This window comes from Fredinandcohnia onubensis (assembly GCF_002734285.1).
In the GTDB taxonomy this organism is placed as follows: Bacteria; Bacillota; Bacilli; order Bacillales; family Bacillaceae_L; genus Ferdinandcohnia; species Ferdinandcohnia onubensis_A.
Genome location: NZ_NSEA01000003.1, coordinates 143,094 through 158,548 on the forward strand (window position 1 = coordinate 143,094; position 15,455 = coordinate 158,548).

Annotated in this window: 15 protein-coding genes; all 15 read left to right on the top strand. The window is 36.7% G+C overall.

Annotation, left to right across the window (positions count from 1 at the left end):
- Positions 1–30 precede the first annotated feature (30 nt).
- The 15 genes from mdh to CKJ95_RS03585 all read left to right on the top strand — a co-directional run bounded on the left by mdh (position 31) and on the right by CKJ95_RS03585 (position 15,444).
- Entirely contained in the window at positions 31–972 is a 942-nt protein-coding gene (gene mdh / locus CKJ95_RS03515) for a malate dehydrogenase (RefSeq protein WP_099352017.1), read from the top strand.
- Between the two features lie 86 nt (positions 973–1,058).
- On the top strand, positions 1,059–1,535 hold the full coding sequence (locus tag CKJ95_RS03520; RefSeq protein WP_099352018.1) for a MaoC/PaaZ C-terminal domain-containing protein: 477 nt from the start codon (positions 1,059–1,061) through the stop codon (positions 1,533–1,535).
- A gap of 116 nt (positions 1,536–1,651) precedes the next feature.
- Positions 1,652–2,368, top strand: coding sequence for a response regulator transcription factor (locus CKJ95_RS03525; protein ID WP_099352019.1), 717 nt, complete (start codon positions 1,652–1,654; stop codon positions 2,366–2,368).
- The gene (gene pnpS, locus CKJ95_RS03530; RefSeq protein ID WP_099352020.1) at positions 2,361–3,791 is read left to right on the top strand and encodes a two-component system histidine kinase PnpS; all 1,431 of its coding nucleotides are present in this window, start codon (positions 2,361–2,363) and stop codon (positions 3,789–3,791) included. Before CKJ95_RS03525 ends, pnpS begins: the two co-directional genes overlap by 8 nt.
- 211 nt (positions 3,792–4,002) lie before the next feature.
- Complete coding sequence (gene hflK / locus CKJ95_RS03535; RefSeq protein WP_099352021.1) at positions 4,003–4,971, top strand: FtsH protease activity modulator HflK; 969 nt, start codon at positions 4,003–4,005, stop codon at positions 4,969–4,971.
- The gene (hflC, locus tag CKJ95_RS03540) at positions 4,968–5,897 is read left to right on the top strand and encodes a protease modulator HflC (protein WP_099352022.1); all 930 of its coding nucleotides are present in this window, start codon (positions 4,968–4,970) and stop codon (positions 5,895–5,897) included. The genes hflK and hflC overlap by 4 nt, the downstream gene beginning before the upstream one ends.
- A 143-nt stretch (positions 5,898–6,040) precedes the next feature.
- Positions 6,041–8,671: a DNA polymerase I gene (gene polA / locus CKJ95_RS03545; protein WP_099352023.1), complete on the top strand. Its 2,631-nt coding sequence runs from the start codon at positions 6,041–6,043 to the stop codon at positions 8,669–8,671.
- Positions 8,672–8,692: 21 nt separating this feature from the next.
- The gene (gene mutM / locus CKJ95_RS03550) at positions 8,693–9,535 is read left to right on the top strand and encodes a DNA-formamidopyrimidine glycosylase (protein WP_099352024.1); all 843 of its coding nucleotides are present in this window, start codon (positions 8,693–8,695) and stop codon (positions 9,533–9,535) included.
- Positions 9,536–9,653: 118 nt separating this feature from the next.
- Entirely contained in the window at positions 9,654–10,289 is a 636-nt protein-coding gene (gene ytaF / locus CKJ95_RS03555; protein WP_099352025.1) for a sporulation membrane protein YtaF, read from the top strand.
- A gap of 28 nt (positions 10,290–10,317) precedes the next feature.
- Positions 10,318–10,920 (top strand): dephospho-CoA kinase, encoded by a 603-nt coding sequence (gene coaE, locus CKJ95_RS03560; RefSeq protein WP_099352026.1) that lies wholly within the window; start codon positions 10,318–10,320, stop codon positions 10,918–10,920.
- 203 nt (positions 10,921–11,123) lie between these two features.
- Positions 11,124–12,155: a glyceraldehyde-3-phosphate dehydrogenase gene (locus CKJ95_RS03565; RefSeq protein ID WP_099352027.1), complete on the top strand. Its 1,032-nt coding sequence runs from the start codon at positions 11,124–11,126 to the stop codon at positions 12,153–12,155.
- A gap of 234 nt (positions 12,156–12,389) precedes the next feature.
- The gene (speD, locus tag CKJ95_RS03570; RefSeq protein ID WP_099352028.1) at positions 12,390–12,770 is read left to right on the top strand and encodes an adenosylmethionine decarboxylase; all 381 of its coding nucleotides are present in this window, start codon (positions 12,390–12,392) and stop codon (positions 12,768–12,770) included.
- Between the two features lie 111 nt (positions 12,771–12,881).
- Entirely contained in the window at positions 12,882–13,265 is a 384-nt protein-coding gene (locus CKJ95_RS03575; protein WP_099352029.1) for a cytosolic protein, read from the top strand.
- 90 nt (positions 13,266–13,355) lie between these two features.
- Complete coding sequence (nrdR, locus tag CKJ95_RS03580) at positions 13,356–13,814, top strand: transcriptional regulator NrdR (protein ID WP_099352030.1); 459 nt, start codon at positions 13,356–13,358, stop codon at positions 13,812–13,814.
- Positions 13,815–14,031: 217 nt separating this feature from the next.
- Positions 14,032–15,444: a replication initiation and membrane attachment family protein gene (locus CKJ95_RS03585; protein WP_099352031.1), complete on the top strand. Its 1,413-nt coding sequence runs from the start codon at positions 14,032–14,034 to the stop codon at positions 15,442–15,444.
- Positions 15,445–15,455 lie beyond the last annotated feature (11 nt).

Below are 15,455 nucleotides of genomic sequence, written 5' to 3' on the forward strand. Positions count from 1 at the left end.
ACTTTCATATGTGAATAGGGAGGATATAAAATGAGTCAATTCAAACGGAAAAAAATCTCTGTAATTGGTAGTGGTTTTACGGGTGCAACAACCGCTTTCTTACTTGCACAAAAGGAATTAGGAGATGTCGTTTTAGTTGATATCCCACAAATGGAAAATCCAACAAAAGGGAAAGCTCTCGATATGTTGGAAGCTAGTCCTGTCCAAGGGTTTGATGCAAATATTACTGGAACTGCAAATTACGAAGATACAGCAGATTCAGATATCGTCGTGATTACAGCAGGAATCGCCCGAAAACCTGGAATGAGCCGTGATGATCTAGTTCAAACAAACCAAAAAATCATGAAAAGTGTCGCTCAGGAAATTGCAAAACATTCTCCAAATAGCTATATCATTGTCTTAACAAATCCAGTTGACGCTATGACTTATACTGTGTTTAAGGAATCAGGATTTCCAAAAAATCGTGTCATTGGGCAATCAGGCGTACTTGACACTGCACGATTCCGTACATTCATTGCCCAAGAACTAAATTTATCGGTGAAAGATATCACTGGTTTTGTCCTTGGTGGTCATGGTGACGACATGGTTCCACTTGTTCGTTACTCCTATGCTGGAGGAATCCCACTAGAAACTTTAATTTCAAAAGATCGTTTAGATGCTATCGTTGAACGTACACGTAAAGGTGGCGGTGAAATTGTCAATCTCCTTGGAAACGGCAGTGCTTATTATGCACCGGCGGCTTCCTTGGTGGAAATGGTAGAAGCCATCCTAAAAGACCAACGACGTGTCCTTCCAGCCATTGCATATCTAGAAGGTGAATATGGATTCAGCGGAATTTACCTTGGGGTCCCTACCATTTTAGGTGCAAATGGCATTGAGAAAATCATTGAACTAGACCTTACAGAACAAGAAAAAGCAGAACTTGCTAAATCTGCTGATTCTGTTAAAAATGTAATGAATATCTTAGTCTAAAACTAAGTTAACGAAAAAATTCGGGGTTATCCCCCGAATTTTTTGTACATAATCTGTTTTAATTTTATGGAGGTGCAACCTTTTTCATGCTATTAGGGAAAAAGCGAAAACTAGGTAGAAAGATTGAAGAAATGACGGTTGGTGAAAAATTATCTCTGACTGAAAAAATTGAAGATAAAGATCTGCTTTTATACTTAGGTTTGACGAATGATGCGAATCCACTTTATATTCAACATGATTATGCATCCCAAACTCCATTTAAGAAACCTATAGTTCCCACTGTCATGCTTACTGGAATTATCACAGCGGCGATTTCGAAGTATTTACCAGGGCCAGGAAGTCATATTCTCAAGCAGGAAATTGAATTTTTTCAGCCACTTTTTCACTATGCGACTATTCAATTTCTATTTGAGGTATCCAAAATTAATCTTCACGACCATACTGTTGAAATATCAGTAACGGCATTTGATGAAGATGAATCATTAGCAATCGAAGGAAGACTTTTTGTCTGTCCTCCACACCGAATTACGCCAATGGAAGGAAAAATATTGGAGAACTTTTAGAGAGCTTAGCCTCTCTTTTTTGTATTTTCATGGTAAGTCACGAAATGTTAATCTATAATAATCTTATATAGAGATAGAGAAATGATGGGGTTTAACTTTTTTGATGGAGGAAAACAATGAAGAATAAAGTATTGGTTGTGGAAGATGAACAGTCAATCATTACATTACTTCAGTATAACCTACAACAGGCAGGCTACGAGGTTATAACTGCAATGGACGGAGAAGAAGGATTAGAGAAAGCCTTAGCAGAAAAACCACAAATTATCGTCCTTGACTTAATGTTGCCAAAGTTAGATGGGATCGAAGTATGCAAGCAGCTTCGTCTAAATAAAGTAGACATCCCAATTTTAATGCTAACTGCGAAGGATGACGAATTTGATAAGGTATTAGGTTTAGAGCTTGGTGCAGATGACTACATGACAAAACCATTTAGTCCAAGAGAGGTTGTCGCACGTGTCAAAGCAATACTAAGAAGAACAAGCAAAAATATTGTCAACTCAGAAGATGATATATCAGCTCCTCAGATCACAATAGGACCACTACGTATTTTACCAGAAAATTTTGAGGCCTATTTAAACGAGGAAGCGCTCGATTTAACACCTAAGGAATTTGAACTTCTTGCCTATTTGGCAAAGAATAAGGGGCGAGTATTAACACGAGACCAACTCCTTAGTGCAGTTTGGAATTATGATTTTGCTGGTGACACAAGAATTGTGGATGTGCATATAAGTCATTTGCGTGAAAAAATTGAAAAAGAATCAAAAAAGCCAAATATTATTAAAACAGTTAGGGGATTAGGCTATAAGCTCGAGGAGCCTAAAATCTATGAATAAGTTTCACTCGAGGCTACTATTTGCGATTATCTTTTTAATCATTATTGTCTTTCTATGTATGGGTTTTATGCTGGGGCAATTTATTAGTAGTCTTATCACGAATAGTGCAATGCATGGAACCTCGATCGAAGAAACAGTTCAGCAGGTCTGGATTGCCCTGACGATTTGCCTTGGTATCGCATTAATTATTATTCTCTCACTTATTGTAAGGATCACGACTACCTATACAAAACCGATTGATTCAGCAACAAAAGCGGTTAAAGAACTTGCTAAGGGAGATTATCGTGCAAGAACTTATGAAGACGATGTAAGTACAGCTGGGTTACTGGGCCAGTCCATCAATATCGTTGCTAGAAATATAGAAGAAATGACCAAATCCTATGAAATGCAGCATGACCGATTACATACCCTAATTGAAAATATGGGGAGCGGACTATTATTTATCGATAGTAAAGGATATATAAGTATTGTTAATCGTTCAACCAATGAGATCTTCAAGGTTGATCAAGATGATTTATTGGGTCAACTTTATTATGAAGCTTTTACCCAAAAGGAAATTGTAAAGCTAGTCGAAGAGATTTTTATGACCGAACAAAAATTACGAAGACAAGTCCATCTGATGATTGGAAATGAACAAAAGGACTTTGAAGTATACGCTGCACCGGTACTAGGGGCGAAGGTAGAATGGAAGGGAGTTGTTCTTGTCTTTCACGATATTTCAAATCTGAAAAGGCTTGAACAGATGCGGAAGGATTTTGTTGCAAATGTATCCCATGAGCTTCGCACACCAATTACATCTATTAAAGGATTTTCGGAAACTTTATTAGACGGTGCAATGAATGATAGGGACGTCTTAAAACAATTTTTAACCATTATCCTTGATGAAAGTCATCGTCTCCAGTTGCTCATTCAAGATTTATTGGATTTATCGAAAATGGAGAACAAAGGTTTTTCACTTAATCTTTCACAGGTTAATGTGAAAGAGCTCTTAGAAAATAGTATACAGATGCTTAAATCCAAAGCAGTTGAACGAGAGATTCAATTAGAGCTTACTGTAGATGATGACACAACCGTAATCGATGGAGATATGGATAGGTTGAAGCAGGTCTTTATCAATGTGATTAATAATGGTTTGTCCTACTCTCCAGATGGAGCTAAGGTTGAGGTAAAAGCATCAAACTTTGATGATTATGTTCAAATTAAAATTATTGATACGGGGATTGGAATAGAAGAAAAAGAACTTCCCCGTATCTTTGAAAGGTTTTATCGCGTAGATAAAGCAAGGAGCCGCAATTCAGGCGGTACAGGTTTGGGTCTTGCCATTGTTAAGCATATTATTGAGGCACATGAAGGGGCTGTTGAAGTAAGCAGTAGAGTAGGGGAAGGAACGACTTTTACGTTTCGTTTAAAAAAGAGAATATAATCCATAGGCAGTCCTAATTTACAAAATGTTTACATTGGAAAAATATTCTCTTAATATACAAACCGTATGATGTATATGAGAACCCCTTCATTCAGAAGGCCAAACTTTTTTGACAAGGACGTAATATCCTTGTCATTTTTTTTATGAAACTGAAACCTTTTTACAAGATATTCGTATAAAACAATATAGCAATAAATTGAGGGGGGAAAGCATGGTTAGTTTAAAACGAATATATACGATTGTTGGACTAAGTGTGCTCGTTTTGATTTTAGGTGTCGTTGGTTTTACATCATGGTACACTGTTGATGAATCAGAGCAAGCAATTATATTAACCTTTGGGAAAGCGGATGAAGGAATTACAGAGCCAGGCCTACATTTTAAAATGCCATGGCCAATCCAAGATGTAGAGAAACTGCCTAAAACAACATTTAGTTTACAGTTTGGCTATGATCAAAAGGATGGCGAAATTACCGACGTGCCAAAGGATACAAAAATGATTACTGGTGATGAAAATATTGTATTAGCAGATATGGTTGTTCAATGGCAAATAACCGATCCATCAAAATTCTTATTTAATTCTGAGGATCCTGAGCAAATCCTATATAATTCTACTTCTGCTTCTTTAAGAAGTATTATCGGAAGTTCAAAAATTGATGATGCTCTAACATCAGGTAAGGCGGAAATCGAAGCTGAGGTAAGAGATTTATTAGCCGATCTTTTAGTGAAATATGATATTGGAATTTCAGTAACAGCTGTTAAATTACAGGATGTTGAATTACCTAATGATAAAGTTCGTAAGGCATTTACGAATGTAACAGATGCCCGTGAAACAAGAAATACAAAAGTAAACGAAGCAAATAAATACCGTAACCAAAAAATGAATGAAGCAAAAGGTGAGGAAAAAGCGCTTATTTCTCGAGCGAATGGGGATAAAGCAGCACGTATCGAAATTGCTCGAGGGGATGTTGCCACATTTAATGCTTTATATAACGAATATGTGAAGAATCCAGAGATTACTAGAAAACGTTTAGTTCTAGAAACATTAGATCAAGTATTACCACATACAGAAATTTACATTATGAAGGATGATGGCAATACAATGAAGTACTTGCCAATCCGTCAAGCTGGTAGCCAAACGCAGGTTCCTCCTGTAGAAACAGAAGGGAGTGGTAACCAATGAGTGAAAACGTTGTGGACTTAAACGAAAAAAAGGGTTCCAATAATTTTAGCAAATATACAAAGGGTGGAATTGGCATCCTAATAGCTATCATCTTAATTGGAATTGTTGTAATTAACATTTTCATTGTTAGAGAAGGAGAATATAAAGTTGTTCGCCAATTTGGTGAAGTTGTCCGAATTGTAGAAACACCAGGACTTTCCTATAAAATTCCATTTATCCAGTCTGTTGAAACATTACCAAAATATCAAATGATCTATGATGTTGAAGAGGCTGAAATCAACACGAAAGATAAAAAGCGAATGATGATCGATAATTATGCTATTTGGCGTATTGAAGATCCAAAACAAATGATTTCGACAACAAGAACGGTTGTAAATGCAGAAGCAAAACTCGATGAATTCGTTTATTCTGCCATTCGAACAGAGCTTGGTCAATTGAATTATGATGAAATAATTAATGATGAGAAATCAGAACGCGGTAGCCTCAATGACCGCATTACAGAAATTGTAAATAAAAATCTTGAAGAAGATAAATATGGAATCGTTGTAACAGATATTCGGATGAAACGTACAGATCTACCAGCTGAAAACGAACAATCCGTATATACAAGAATGATTTCGGAGCGTGAGTCAACAGCACAAAACTACCTCTCTGAAGGAGACGCTGAGAAAAACAAAATCGAAGCTGAAACTGACAGGGAAGTAAAAGAAATTATTGCAAAAGCGCAAGCAGAAGCAGAAATTATTCGAAGCCAAGGGGAAGGAGAAGCGGCTCGTATATACAACGAGGCTTTCTCGAAGGACCCAGAATTCTATAACCTATTCCGTACACTTGAATCCTATAAGACTACAATTGATGGAGAAACAGTTATCATTTTACCAGCTGACTCTCCATATGCAAGATTGTTAATGGGGTATACTGAATAACAATTAATTAGGTAGCCGTTATTTTTCATTCTGTTCATGACATGATAAAATGAACAGTAGGAAATAACGGCTATTTTTTTGATGATTTAAGGGATGTGTAGCATGGAAGGTCCGAATGCCGTAATAGAAGGGAAGGATTTTTCTTGGATAAAAAGATTGTCTTAGTGGATGGAAATAGTATCGCATATCGTGCATTTTTTGCCCTACCACTTCTTAATAATGATAAAGGTGTACATACCAATGCCATTTATGGCTTTACCATGATTTTAAATCGAATTCTTGAACAGGAGAAACCGACACATATATTAGTAGCCTTTGATGCAGGCAAAACAACATTTAGACATAGTACGTTTAGCGAATATAAAGGTGGCAGACAAAAAACACCTCCTGAGCTTTCAGAGCAGTTTCCATTTTTACGCGAATTACTTGATGCTTACAAGATTGCCAGATATGAGTTAGAAAATTATGAAGCCGATGATATCATCGGAACTTTATCTCTTCAAGCTGAAAAAGAAGGCTTTGAGGTTAAAGTTATCACAGGTGATAAAGACTTAACACAGCTAGCCTCAGAACAGATAACAGTAGATATTACGAAAAAAGGGATCACAGATGTAGATTCTTACACTCCTGAGTTTATTAAAGAGAAGTATGGGATTACACCTGAACGAATAATTGACATGAAAGGGCTAATGGGAGATAACTCTGATAACATTCCGGGTGTCCCTGGTGTAGGCGAAAAAACAGCACTGAAATTATTGCAGGAGTTCAATACATTAGAAGAACTATTAGACTCAATCGATAAGGTAAGTGGGAAGAAGCTAAAAGAAAAACTTGAGGAAAATAAGGACCAAGCAATCATGAGTAAGCAGCTTGCGACTATCTATCGTGAAGCCCCAATTGAAATTGGAATTTCTGAACTGGAATATAACGGCTATGATGGTGATAAAGTAACAAAACTTTTCAAAGAGCTCGGATTTAATTCCTTACTCGATAAGGTTGAGGGTAGCGAGTCGAATGAGGACAAGCCTTTAGAAAAGATCTCCTATAAAATCGTCGATGAAATTACTGAAGATGTGTTAACAACTGAATCTTCTTTAATTGTGGAGGTGCTTGATGAAAGTTATCATAAGGCAGATATCCAAGGATTTTCAATTTCAAACGAGAATGGAAATTATTATATACCCACAAAGTTAGCTCTCGAATCAGAGGCTTTTCAACAGTGGGCAAACGACAAAGAGAAAAAGAAAATCGTTTTTGATGCAAAGAAATCGATTGTGGCTTTAAGATGGAAAGGCATCAATCTACAAGGAATTGACTTTGATTGTTTAATTGCATCTTATATTTTAAATCCGTCTGACTCGACTGAAGATGTTGCTGCAGTGGCAAAATTAAAGGGAATAACAGATGTACAATCTGATGAAGTAGTGTACGGTAAAGGAGCCAAACAAAGCATTCCTAACGAAGAAATTCTTTCTGAACACTTAGTGAGAAAAGCAATTAGCCTAACAAAATTAAAAGATTTGTTCTTGTATGAACTCCAAGAAAATGAACAGTATGAACTTTTTACTGATTTGGAAATGCCGTTGTCCCTAATCCTTGCAGACATGGAATCGATAGGGATAAAGGTCGATGTAGAACGTTTAAAAGGAATGGGAGAAGAGTTAAAGGAACACCTTCAGGAGCTTGAACAAAAAATTTATGAACTGGCTGGAGAGGAGTTTAATATTAATTCCCCTAAGCAGCTAGGTGTCATTCTTTTTGAAAAGCTCCAACTAACTGTGTACAAGAAAACAAAAACGGGTTATTCCACTTCTGCTGATATCCTTGAGAAACTAGCTAAGGAACATGAAATTATTGAATATATCTTGCATTATCGTCAAATTGGTAAGCTTCAATCAACCTATATTGAAGGCTTATTAAAGGTTGTGCATGGAGATACTTGTAAGGTTCATACTCGATTCCAGCAAGCTTTGACGCAAACTGGAAGACTAAGTTCGACAGACCCGAACCTGCAAAACATTCCAATTCGCTTGGAAGAAGGAAGAAAGATCAGACAAGCTTTCGTCCCTTCACAAAAGGATTGGTTTATATTTGCAGCGGACTATTCCCAGATTGAACTAAGAGTATTAGCCCATATTGCCAATGATGAAAATCTGATTAGTGCCTTTACGAATGATCTGGACATTCATACAAAGACTGCCATGGATGTGTTCCATGTAACTGAAGAGGAAGTAACCTCCAATATGCGTCGTCAGGCAAAGGCTGTAAACTTTGGGATTGTGTACGGAATTAGTGATTTCGGATTGTCTCAGAACCTTGGAATCACCCGGAAGGAAGCAGGTCACTTTATTGAACGTTATTTTGCAAGCTTTCCAGGTGTTAAAGAATATATGGAAGAAATTGTTGAGGACGTAAGACAGAAAGGATACGTATCTACGCTTCTTCATAGAAGAAGATACATCCCTGAAATTACAGCTCGTAACTTTAATGTTCGTAGCTTTGCTGAAAGAACAGCAATGAATACTCCAATTCAAGGAAGTGCTGCTGATATCATTAAGAAGGCAATGATTGATATGGCGGACAGATTAGAAGCAGAAAAGCTTCAAGCAAAGTTGCTATTACAAGTACATGATGAATTGATCTTCGAAGCACCAGAAGAAGAAATTGAGATTTTGAAGAAGATCGTACCTGAAGTAATGGAAAATGCCATTTCCTTGAAAGTTCCTTTAAAGGTTGATTATGAGTACGGTAAGACTTGGTATGATGCCAAGTAAGTCGAAAAAGGATGTGATCATATGCCGGAGTTACCCGAGGTCGAGACCGTTCGGCGCACGTTAACCCAGCTTGTAAATGGCAAAACAATTGAAAAGGTAACGGTTTTATGGTCAAAAATCATCAAAAAACCGGAAGAGCCAGAGCAGTTTTGTGATGCACTTCGTGGACAGACGATTCATGATGTGGACAGAAGAGGTAAATTTTTAAAGTTTATTTTAGATGATTATGTGATGGTTTCTCATTTACGTATGGAAGGCAGGTACGGCCTCTATGCTAAAGAAGATCCTTATGACAAACACACACATGTATTGTTCACTTTTACTGATGGAACCGAGCTGCGCTATCGAGACGTTCGGAAATTTGGAACGATGCATTTATTTAAAAAAGGCGAAGAAGAGAAGAGCCTACCATTATCTCAATTAGGACCAGAACCATTTTCAAAAGAATTTTCATTAAAGTATTTAGAAGAAAAGTTATCTAAGACTAATCGTAAAATTAAGGTCGCGCTCCTTGATCAAACAAAGTTCGTAGGGCTTGGGAATATATATGTTGATGAGGCACTATTTAGAGCGGGCATTTACCCAGAACGTGCAGCAAATTCCCTTACCAAAAAGGAAATGAAAATACTCCACCATGAGATCATTCAAACGTTAAATGAAGCTGTTAAGAAAGGTGGAAGTACAATACGCTCTTACGTTAATACGCAAGGTGAAATTGGGATGTTCCAACTACAACTCTTCGTATATGGTCAAAACGGTAAAGCATGCCAAACATGTGGAACAGAAATTGAAAAAACAGTTGTCGGCGGCAGAGGCACCCATTTCTGCCCAAAATGCCAGAAGAACAAAAAGAGAACAAAATAATATATATAAATTCGATGTGTCATTATTATTGACTTTTTGACACCCTTTGGACATTTCACATGAAATGGGCTCCCTCCATATACTATCTTAGCAATCGATAGGAAGGAGACTCTGTGAGATGTCCCAATTGGCATCACTTGTATTATTAGCATTTGCAGTAAGCTTGGATAGTTTTAGTGTTGGGTTCACATACGGAATGAGGAAAATGAAAATACCTTTTAAATCAATCATTACAATCGCATGTTGTTCAGCAGTAACGATGGCAGCCGCCATGGGATTAGGAAAGTCTATTGCGTTATTGCTATCGCCTGCAATCGCTGATCGACTGGGTGGTATTGTACTCATGTTAATTGGTGTCTGGGTATTGTTTCAGTTTTTTCGACCAACCTCCCAAGCATCTGAACAAAATGAAGAAAAGCTATTAGTGAAAGTTGAAATAAAATCACTTGGACTTGTTATCAATATATTGAAGAAGCCAATGGTTGCGGATCTTGATAATTCAGGAACGATTACCGGTTTTGAAGCATTTTTATTAGGTCTTGCCCTTTCTCTAGATGCTTTTGGGGCTGGAATCGGTGCAGCTTTATTAGGCTTCTCTCCATTGGTAATGGCTTTGTTGGTTGCCGTGATGAGCTCGCTTTTTGTTTATACGGGTATAAAAAGCGGTGCTGTTTTTTCAAAGAAAAGTTGGGTTCAAAAATTTTCATTTTTACCTGGAATCTTACTGATTTTAATTGGTATATGGAAATTCTAAAATAAAACGCAATAGGGAGATTGGAAACGTGGCATTAACAATCGGATTAACAGGTGGAATTGCAAGTGGAAAAAGTACAGTATCACAGATGTTCAAAGAAGCAGGAATTGTTGTCATAGATGCAGACGTTATTGCACGTAAAGTGGTTGAGGTTGGAGAAGAAGCATATGAACAAATTGTTCAATCATTTGGCAAGGACATTCTATTACCTGACGAGACGATTGACAGGCAAAAATTAGGATCGGTCGTCTTTTTCAATGAAGAGAAACGATTGTTATTAAACTCAATTGTTCATCCTGCTGTTCGAAAACAAATGATAAAAGAAAAAGAAGAACATCTTAACAACGGCGAAGAAACCGTTATTTTGGATATTCCATTGTTATTTGAAAGTAAGTTAACTGCATTAGTTGATCATACCCTACTTGTTTATGTTGATTATGAGACACAATTAACACGCCTAATGAATCGAAATAATCTCAGTAACGGGGAAGCAGAAGCTAGGATCCAATCACAAATGCCGCTTAAGGATAAAATTCAACTTGCAGATGCTGTAATTGATAACAATGGTACAATTGAGGCCACAAAGGATCAGTTACACGAAATTTGCAAGCAGTGGGGTATAAAACTATAAAATAAAACTAAGGTATCTCTAATACGAGATACCTTTTTTATGCTTTAAGTAGGTGGAATACCATTAAGAAATAACCAAAAGGACGTATAAATGACCATTTTTATAAAAAAATGAATTAAAGTGTTACATATGTGTTTTAATGTGTTATACTAATTGTAGAAATTAACAATAAAAAGTATAACATATATCGTGGAGGGGTTTTGATGAAGCCAAGAATCGCAATCAATGGATTTGGCCGTATTGGAAGAATGGTATTTAGAAAAGCAATTATGGATGATACATTAGAAATAATCGCTATCAATGCAAGCTACCCTGCTGACACACTAGCACATCTAATAAAATATGATACAAACCATGGTAAGTTCGATGCGGAAATCATCCCACAGGATGACTCATTATTGGTGAACGGTAAGCGCATTCAGCTTCTTAGCTCCCGTGATCCTATAGAGCTTCCTTGGAAAAGATTGAATATAGATATTGTGATTGAGGCAACAGGGAAATTTAATTCAAAAGAAAAAGCAAGCCTACATCTACAGGCCGGTGCAAAAAAAGTCATCTTAACTGCACCTGGTAAGGATGAGGATATTACCATTGTAATGGGTGTAAATGAAGAAAAATATGACCATGAAAATCATGCCATCATTTCGAACGCTTCTTGTACAACGAATTGCTTAGCACCAGTTGCGAAAGTTTTAAATGAACAGTTTGGAATTGTGAACGGTTTAATGACAACGGTTCATGCTTATACAAATGACCAAAAAAATATCGATAATCCACATAAAGATTTAAGAAGAGCAAGAGCCTGCGCACAATCCATTATTCCTACATCCACTGGAGCGGCCAAGGCATTATCACTTGTATTGCCAGAGCTAAAAGGAAAATTACATGGAATGGCATTACGTGTTCCAACACCTAATGTTTCTTTAGTTGATTTAGTTGTGGATGTTGAACGAGATGTAACGATTGAAGAAATTAATGAAGCTTTTATAACAGCATCGGTTGGGGCTTTAAAGGGGATTTTAGATTTTACGACTGAACCATTAGTTTCCATTGACTTTAATACAAATCCACATTCGTCTATTGTTGATGGATTATCAACAATGGTCATAGGAGATCGTAAGGTAAAGGTGTTAGCTTGGTACGATAATGAATGGGGATATTCTTGTAGAGTAGTAGATTTAGTCAAATATGTTGGCGAAAAAATCATCCGAAAAACTGAAGCAAAAGTAGGTTAAATCAGAAACCTTCCCAATCGTGGGAAGGTTTTATTATTTAGTTTAATAAAAACGTATTGCTAAATGTATATAAACTTAGTATACTAGTTTTCGTGAACTTCTTAAAAGCTTATGCTTTTGTAGCTACTTAAAGGGTTAGGACCTCTCTGGACTAACTTTCCCCCGTGGTAGTTATGCTCATGCTTTACGCGAAGAACTCATCGAAATTATGGTAAGAGGGGGAACAATTAAACTATGGAAACTATGGGACGTCACGTAATCTCTGAATTATGGGGTTGCGATTTTGAAAAATTAAACGACATGCAAGGTATTGAAGAAACTTTTGTTCAAGCAGCATTAAAGTCAGGTGCAGAAATTCGTGAGGTAGCTTTTCACAAATTTGCTCCACAGGGAGTTAGTGGTGTTGTTATCATCTCTGAATCACATTTAACGATTCACAGTTTTCCTGAACATGGTTACGCAAGTATTGATGTATACACATGTGGAGATTTAGATCCGAATATTGCTGCAGACCATATTGCTGAGGCACTTGGTGCACAAACACGCGAGAACATTGAGCTTCCACGTGGTATGGGCCCAGTACAAGTAAAGCCAGCACAAGTAAAAGTACTTTAAAAATAAATAAGAATCAACTAAAATAGAAAGAGGTGTATAAATTACACCTCTTTTTTTACATTTAGAACAATAATTTTACTATAGAATAGATAAAAATAGGGAGTGGAACAAATGGGATTGCAAACGTTTTTTTCGAATCACAGTGAAACGAGAGACAAACATTCGGACGAGCAGTTAAGAAGTCATTATTATAAAACAACAAATAAAAAGGCAATCGATGCTGTAACGAAAGTCATTAATAATTTAGATGGATACCATATTAACTCTATATCAGAAGAACGCGGCGAAATGAGCATTTCAATAAAAAAAGGAAGAAAAGCCTTTGTTGTTGCCACTATCGTCTCTGTAAGACCGTTTGAAACAGCGATTGACTTCGCGGTTACAACAGAAACACTTTTATTACCAATTGACTTTGGCTACAGTAAAAAAGTCATTATGAATTTATATCAGCGCTTAGATAAAGAACTTCCTCTCATCGGTAAAAAAGAATCTTAAGTCGGTTTTATGATGAGAAACCCTTGTCCAAAGAAAATCTTTCTTATAATATGAATACATAGAGTTCTCCTAAGAAGGGAGTTGTTACGAATGAGATGCCCTACTTGTCAACATAATGGAACGAGAGTCTTGGATTCACGCCCAGTTGATGATAGTCGTTCAATCCGTAGAAGACGAGAATGCGAAAAATGCCAATATCGGTTTACAACATTTGAAAAAGTGGAAGAAATTCCTTTGATTGTGGTTAAAAAAGAAGGTACTCGCGAGGAGTTCAGCAGGGAAAAGATGCTGCGCGGGCTAATTAAAGCTTGTGAAAAGCGTCCAGTTTCCTTGAAGCAATTAGAGGATATCACCCATGACGTTGAAAAGGAATTACGTAGTCAAGGGATCGCAGAGGTCAAAAGCGATATTATTGGTGAGTATGTGATGAACCATTTGGCAAAAGTAGATGAAGTTGCATATGTTCGCTTTGCATCAGTTTACCGCCAATTTAAAGATATAAATGTTTTTATCGATGAATTAAAGGAATTAATAAAAAGAGAACGGTAAAGGGCTTAAGATTCGTGTTAAGCTCTTTTTTTAACTATAAATGCGTGTTCAAAAAGGAGGTTGAAAAGGACCAAGAATTTCAAGGCGGCGCAGCTTTGAGTACCGGAGCGTATGCAGTTAATACGTGAGGAACGGAGAAGCAAGCCAACGCAGAAATTCCATGTGTCATTTTCTCCCGACTTTTTGACATCCTATAAAAATGGAAGGCTTTGATGAAATGGAGCATTGGAAAGAACTAGTACCAGTCGATCGCTATATTGTGCATGCAGCAGACCTTTTGCATGATTATGACCGGAAAATTGTATCATTGCTTTACCAACCTCTTATTGGAATGAAAGCCTTCAGTCTATATATGACTTTGTGGAGTGAGTTGGAGCAAAACCGACTATGGGGTGAGGAAAGTACCCATTATACGTTAATGGCACTGCTACAAACGAATCTAGAGGATATTTATCAAGAACGATTAAAGCTTGAAGGAATCGGCTTATTAAAAACATTTGTAAAATCCGATGAGCATTCTAGAAGTTTTATCTATGAGTTGCAAGCACCACTCTCACCTAGAGCATTTTTTACGGATGGTGTACTTAATGTTTATTTGTATAACAGATTAGGAAAAGGTAAATTTTTTAAACTCAAGCAGTTCTTTTCCGACCATGAACCTGATTTAGATACTTATAAACCGATTACGAAAGCATTTAATGAAGTATTTGCATCTGCTCAAGTCTCGAAAATGATTTCCACGATTAGTGATGAAATGAAAAGCAATCTTGAACGTGATGAAAATACAGAATACATGGATCGTAGTCAAGAGAAAAAACTCGTAATAGAAAACGAAATCTTTAATTTTGATTTGTTTTTTGCTGGTCTTTCAGATGTAATGATCCCAAGAAAATCAATTACACCTAGAGTAAAAGAAGCAATCACTAAGCTTTCCTTCCTTTATGGTATTGATCCGGTTGAGATGCAGGGTATTGTTATGAGTGCTCTTGATCCAAACGAAAAAATTGATATTGAAAAGTTAAGAAAGGCTTCAAGAGATTGGTATCAATTTGAAACTGGTAATGAATTACCTAATTTAACAGAAAGGGTTCAACCATTACCAAATCAAACAATGGTAAACAAAGTTCCACAGACAAAGGAAGAAGAATTGATTCAAAAACTGGAAAGAATCTCCCCAAAAGAGTTTCTTATCGATGTCTCTGGAGGGTCACAGCCTTCTGTATCTGAATTAAAAATTATAGAAGATGTGATGTTCCGCCAAAACTTACTTCCAGGTGTTGTGAATGTACTGTTATATTATGTCATGTTAAAATCGGATATGAGATTAACAAAGTCTTATATCGAAACCATTGCCAGTAACTGGGCAAGATTAGATATAAAGACAGTAAAGGATGCAATGGAAACCGCTAAAAAGCACAATTGGACCGCAGATAAAAAGACAAATAAATATAAAAGACAACCGATACGCAAGGAGTTATTACCTGACTGGTTAAAGCAAGAAGATGAAGGTACAAAAGAAGAAACTCCAAAAAAGGAAAAAGCAAAGGAAAAAGCTTCTAGTCCTTCTAGTCCTTCCTTTGAAGAGAAGAAACGTCTATTTGAAGCAAGACTAAAAAAGAATAACCAATAAGCTGGGGGTGA

Bases quoted from the DNA above. Each gene is read 5' to 3' on its own strand.
- CKJ95_RS03525 (WP_099352019.1), top strand. From the start codon at position 1,652: ATGAAGAATAAAGTATTGGTTGTGGAAGATGAACAGTCAATCATTACA.
- CKJ95_RS03520 (WP_099352018.1), top strand. From the start codon at position 1,059: ATGCTATTAGGGAAAAAGCGAAAACTAGGTAGAAAGATTGAAGAAATG.
- CKJ95_RS03565 (WP_099352027.1), top strand. From the start codon at position 11,124: ATGAAGCCAAGAATCGCAATCAATGGATTTGGCCGTATTGGAAGAATG.
- mutM (WP_099352024.1), top strand. From the start codon at position 8,693: ATGCCGGAGTTACCCGAGGTCGAGACCGTTCGGCGCACGTTAACCCAG.
- hflK (WP_099352021.1), top strand. From the start codon at position 4,003: ATGGTTAGTTTAAAACGAATATATACGATTGTTGGACTAAGTGTGCTC.
- CKJ95_RS03585 (WP_099352031.1), top strand. From the start codon at position 14,032: ATGGAGCATTGGAAAGAACTAGTACCAGTCGATCGCTATATTGTGCAT.
- hflC (WP_099352022.1), top strand. From the start codon at position 4,968: ATGAGTGAAAACGTTGTGGACTTAAACGAAAAAAAGGGTTCCAATAAT.
- pnpS (WP_099352020.1), top strand. From the start codon at position 2,361: ATGAATAAGTTTCACTCGAGGCTACTATTTGCGATTATCTTTTTAATC.
- CKJ95_RS03575 (WP_099352029.1), top strand. From the start codon at position 12,882: ATGGGATTGCAAACGTTTTTTTCGAATCACAGTGAAACGAGAGACAAA.
- ytaF (WP_099352025.1), top strand. From the start codon at position 9,654: ATGTCCCAATTGGCATCACTTGTATTATTAGCATTTGCAGTAAGCTTG.
- speD (WP_099352028.1), top strand. From the start codon at position 12,390: ATGGAAACTATGGGACGTCACGTAATCTCTGAATTATGGGGTTGCGAT.
- mdh (WP_099352017.1), top strand. From the start codon at position 31: ATGAGTCAATTCAAACGGAAAAAAATCTCTGTAATTGGTAGTGGTTTT.
- nrdR (WP_099352030.1), top strand. From the start codon at position 13,356: ATGAGATGCCCTACTTGTCAACATAATGGAACGAGAGTCTTGGATTCA.